At 66.2% G+C, this 4,708-nt stretch carries 5 protein-coding genes; all 5 read left to right on the forward strand.

The annotated features are described in order from the left end of the window. A partial coding sequence (gspD, locus tag WEA77_RS05590; protein ID WP_368066883.1) for a type II secretion system secretin GspD occupies nucleotides 1-1,108 on the forward strand: 1,108 nt, incomplete at its 5' end. 6 nt (nucleotides 1,109-1,114) lie between these two features. Next, entirely contained in the window at nucleotides 1,115-2,599 is a 1,485-nt protein-coding gene (locus tag WEA77_RS05595) for a GspE/PulE family protein (RefSeq protein WP_368066884.1), read from the forward strand. Further along, nucleotides 2,586-3,797, forward strand: coding sequence for a type II secretion system F family protein (locus tag WEA77_RS05600; protein WP_368066885.1), 1,212 nt, complete (start codon nucleotides 2,586-2,588; stop codon nucleotides 3,795-3,797). The genes WEA77_RS05595 and WEA77_RS05600 overlap by 14 nt, the downstream gene beginning before the upstream one ends. Nucleotides 3,798-3,808: 11 nt before the next feature. After that, nucleotides 3,809-4,267: a type II secretion system major pseudopilin GspG gene (gene gspG, locus WEA77_RS05605; RefSeq protein ID WP_368066886.1), complete on the forward strand. Its 459-nt coding sequence runs from the start codon at nucleotides 3,809-3,811 to the stop codon at nucleotides 4,265-4,267. Nucleotides 4,268-4,275: 8 nt separating this feature from the next. After that, the coding region (locus WEA77_RS05610; protein WP_368066887.1) for a prepilin-type N-terminal cleavage/methylation domain-containing protein at nucleotides 4,276-4,708 on the forward strand (433 nt) is incomplete at its 3' end.

Genomic DNA, 4,708 nt, shown 5'->3' on the forward strand with positions numbered 1-4,708 from the left:
CATCGCCGCGCAGCGGGAGCCGTCGGATACATCGACGCCCGCGCAGACCATCTCGCATCACCCGGCGACCAACTCCCTTATCATCAGCGGCAATGCCGAAACGCTGGTGGCTATGGAAAAGGTGATCTCCGCTCTGGATGTGCGCCGGCCGCAGGTCATGGTCGAGGCGATCATTGTCGAAATGTCGGACGACGCGGCCAGGGAACTCGGATTGCAGTTCCTGTTGTCGGGCACCGGCAAGAGCGATGTGCCGTTTGCCTCCACCAATTTCTCCCGCTCGGCGCCAAACCTTCTCGCCCTCACCGGCGCGCTGATCACGGACGGTTTCAACGATTTCGAGAAGGCAAACCCCTTCCGCGATGCAGCCATCAGTTCATTGACGGGCAGTTCGGGCCTGACGCTAGGCTTTGGCGGGCAATCGGGCGACAATCTGTTTGGCGTCATCCTCAACGCGGTGGAAAACGATACCAATTCCCGCATCCTCTCCACACCCTTCGGCATGACGCTGAACAATGCGACCTCGGCGCTGATTGTCGGCCAGGAAGTACCGATCACCACCGGGCAGGTGCTCGGCGATGCCAATTCCAATCCCTTCCGCACGGTCGAGCGCCAGGATGTCGGCATTCAGCTGGAAGTGACGCCGCGCATCGGTGAAAATGATACCGTACGCCTTGATATCCGGCAGGAAGTCTCCAGCGTCTTCGGCAGCGTCGGCACGGTCACGCCGGACCTGATCCTCGACAAGCGCAAGATCACCGCCAGCGTGCTTGCAGATGACGGCGAGATCATCGTGCTGGGCGGCCTGATCGAGCAGACGGACACGGTACGCGATTCGAAGGTGCCCGTGCTGGGCGACATTCCGTTCGCCGGACGCCTGTTCCGCTCCGAAGGCAAATCAACCACGCGCACCAACCTGATGGTCTTCATCCGCCCGACCATCGTGCGCGACAAAGCCGATGCAAAGGCCGCGACCGAGCAGAAGTATCTCTACGTGCGCGGTGAGGAACTGATGCGCGGGATTGCACCCGAAAACTCCATCGATCACTATGTGAATCAGGTGCTCGGCGCCCAGCCGCCTGCGGGTCCGGCGCCGGATCCTGCAGGATAGGTCCCCATGCGCACGCAGGTGAACTACGCTTTCGCCCGGGACAAAGGCCTCGCCGTCATCCCCGGACGCACGCCGCTGACGGTGGCGATGCGCGAAGGCGCAGATGTGCTGGCCCTCGCCGAAGTGCGCCGGGTGCTCGGCGCGTCGTTCCAGCTGGAAGCGCACACGGCCATCGCGTTCGAGCGTCTGCTCTCCGAAGGCTTCGGCGGCGGCGCGCTGGACGGCACGGCTGCGGCGGCCGCCGAGAAGCAGGAAAACCTTGAGACGCTGTTTGACGGCCTTCCTCAGACCGAGGACCTTCTTGCGGGCGACGGCGACGCGCCAATCGTGCGCCTGATCAACGGCCTTCTGCAGGACGCTATCAAGCGCCGCGCCTCCGACATCCACATCGACCCGTTTGAAGAGAAGCTCTCGATCCGCTACCGGATTGATGGCGAGTTGCAGGAAGTCCTGACCGCCTCGCGCCGGATAGCGGCGCCGCTGGTCTCGCGCATCAAGGTGATGAGCCGGCTCGACATTTCGGAAAAGCGCATGCCGCAGGATGGCCGCGTCTCGCTCTCGCTCGGCGGACGCGCGCTGGATGTGCGCGTGGCCACACTGCCGACACGCTACGGCGAGCGTGTGGCGCTGCGCATTCTCGACACCCGCCAGGCCCTTGTAGGGCTCGGCGGCCTCGGTATGGACGCAGCAACGCTGGACCGCTTCCGCGCCGCCATTGCCGAGCCGAACGGCGTCATCCTCGTCACCGGCCCGACAGGCTCCGGCAAGACGACCACGCTCTATTCCGCGCTCGCGATGCTGAACACGGGCCGCGTCAACATCATGACGCTGGAAGACCCTGTGGAGTACGGCCTCGACGGCATCAGCCAGACGCCCATGGACCACAAGGTCGGCCTGACATTTGCGGCAACGCTGCGCTCCATCCTGCGCAACGATCCGAACATCGTGATGGTCGGCGAGATCCGCGATGCGGAAACGGCGGAAGTTGCGCTGGAATTTGCGCTGACGGGCCGCCTCGCGCTCTCCACAGTGCACACTAACAGTTCCGCCGGCGCGATCACCCGCCTGCGAGACATGGGGATCGAGAGCTTCCTGCTCGCCTCCACCCTGCGCGCTATCCTTGCCCAGCGCCTCGTGCGCCGCCTCTGCCCGCAGTGCAAGACACACTCTACCCCGGACGCCGCACTGATTGGCCAGCTTGGCCTGCCTGCGGACTTTTCCGGCAGCCTGTGGCGCCCCGCCGGATGCGAGGCCTGCCGGGGCACAGGGTATACCGGCCGCCTCGGCGTCTATGAACTCCTTCTCGTGACCCCCGCCATCAAGCGCCTGATCCATGAACAGGCGAGTGAAGAACTGATCGAGCGCGCCGCGTTCGAATCGGCCGACATGCTTTTCAGCAATGGCATGCGCCACGTGATCAGCGGCGAGACCAGCGCGGAAGAGCTGCTGCATGTCTGCCGCCGGGAGGCCTGGTCGCATGGCAGCCTATGACTACAAGGCGCTGACCGCCGATGGCCGCCGCACCACCGGCGTCATCTCAGCCGACAATCCCCGCGCCGCGCGCCGGGAGCTGCGCGCCCGCCAGCTGACACCGGTCGAGGTCGAAGAATCCGGCTCCGGCAAGTCCGGCGGCCCTCGGCTGCGCGGACGTCTTTCCCACAAGCAGCGCACGCTGTTCACGCGCCAGATGGCCGTCCTCCTGCAATCGGGCATGACGGTCGAGCAGGCCCTCACCGCCGCCGCAGCAGACGGCAGCGCGGCGTCCGTCCGTGCCCTGATCCTTGGCGTGCGCGCACAGGTGATGGAAGGCGTTCCCTTTGCCGATGCCCTTCGTACCGCGCCCCTCGCCTTCCCGGTGCTTTACCGCTCCGTTGTCGCCGCAGGCGAATCCGCCGGGCGCCTGCCCGCCGTGCTGGACCAGCTCGCCGTCAATCTCGAACGCACCTACAAGATGGCCTCGCAGGCGAAGGCCGCGCTCGTCTATCCCGCAGTCCTCGGCGGCATGGCGCTGCTGATGATCTCTGCCCTGATGGTCTTCGTGGTGCCGAAACTGGTGGAGCAGTTCGCCATGCTCGGCACCACAGAACTGCCTCTTCTGACGCAGCTGGTGATCGCTGCCTCCGATCTGGCGCGCACCTGGGGCTGGCTCTTGGCAGCGGCCATTGCAGCGGCAGTATTCCTCTTCAACCGCGCCCTCAGAAGCCCGGCCTTCCGCAAGTCTGCCGACACGCTCCTGCTGCGCGCGCCGCTTGTCGGCCCGATGGTCCGCACCCTGTGCGCGGCCCAGTTCGCCCGTGTGCATGCGACACTTGCCGGCGCCGGCGCCACCGTCATCGAAGCGCTGACCGCCGCGCGCGGCGCGATGAGCAACACGGTTTTCCGCGACGCCGCCACCGCGATCATCGAACAGGTCCAGCAAGGGGCGCCGTTATCGACCGCGATGCGCAAGACAGGCGCCTTCCCGCCTATCCTGACCCACATGGTGCAGAGCGGCGAAGCCGCGCGCGACGTGCCCGCCATGATGAACCGCGGCGCCGATTTCCTCGAGAGCGAATTCGAATCAACGACCCGCACCCTGCTCAGCCTTCTGGAGCCTGCCATCATCATCGCGCTGGGCGGCATCGTCGGCACTATCGTGCTGTCGATCATGCTGCCGATCATGCAACTCAACACCCTTGCCCTCGGATGACGGAGGAACACATGCCCCATCCCAACCCACAGAACGCCCCCAGGCGCCGCGCCCGTGAGGCGGGCTTCTCGCTCGTCGAGCTCATGGTCGTGGTCTTCATCATGGGCCTGCTCGCGACACTGATCATCGTCAACGTCGCGCCGGTAGGCGACCGCTCGCGCATATCGAAAGCCCGCGCCGATATTGCCAGCCTCGAAAGCGCGCTCGAACAATACAGCCTCGATCTCTACAATTACCCGGCTGCGGCGGACGGCCTCAACGCCCTCTCGTCGCCCCCTGCCGGCGCCGACCCCTCCCTTTACCGGCAGGGCGGCTATATCCGCCGTGTACAGATGGACCCCTGGGGCAATCCCTACCAGTACCAGATGCCGGGAACGCGATCCGGCGGGCGCTATGATCTCTTTTCCTTCGGCGCCGATGGCCAGCCGGGCGGCGAAGGCCCGGACGCCGACATCGGCAACTGGGACTGAGCCTGCAGATGCCGCCCGCCACGCCCCGCACGCCAGACAGACAGCCCCCGGAGCGCGCTGCGCCCTCCGCCGGCTTCTCGCTGACCGAAGTGCTGGTGACGCTGTCGATCATCGCTTTCGTCTCGGCGATGATCGTCGCCACCGCCCGCCCGGCCGATCCCCTGCGCCGCGAAGGCGAGCGCCTGTCACAGACCCTCGCGCAGCTCCACAACCGCGCCCGCGCCACGGGCGCGCCGGCCGGCCTGGTGCTGGACGCAGATGCCTATACCAGCGTCCGCTGGTCAGACGGGGCATGGTTCACGCTGCCCGCTGGCCGCCATGCCTTGCGCGGCGTCATCATCGTGTCGCCTGCGCCAGCAGCGCAGGCTCTCGGCCAGGACGATCAGGGGGCCCTCCGCCCCCAGATCATCTTTGACCCGCTCGGTCACTCGGCGCTTGTCC

Origin of the sequence: Hyphomonas sp., assembly GCF_040882205.1 — a bacterium.
Taxonomy (GTDB): Bacteria; Pseudomonadota; Alphaproteobacteria; order Caulobacterales; family Hyphomonadaceae; genus Hyphomonas.

Coding starts and splice junctions, on each gene's coding strand:
- WEA77_RS05595 (WP_368066884.1), top strand. CDS start 1,115: ATGCGCACGCAGGTGAACTACGCTTTCGCCCGGGACAAAGGCCTCGCC.
- WEA77_RS05600 (WP_368066885.1), top strand. CDS start 2,586: ATGGCAGCCTATGACTACAAGGCGCTGACCGCCGATGGCCGCCGCACC.
- gspG (WP_368066886.1), top strand. CDS start 3,809: ATGCCCCATCCCAACCCACAGAACGCCCCCAGGCGCCGCGCCCGTGAG.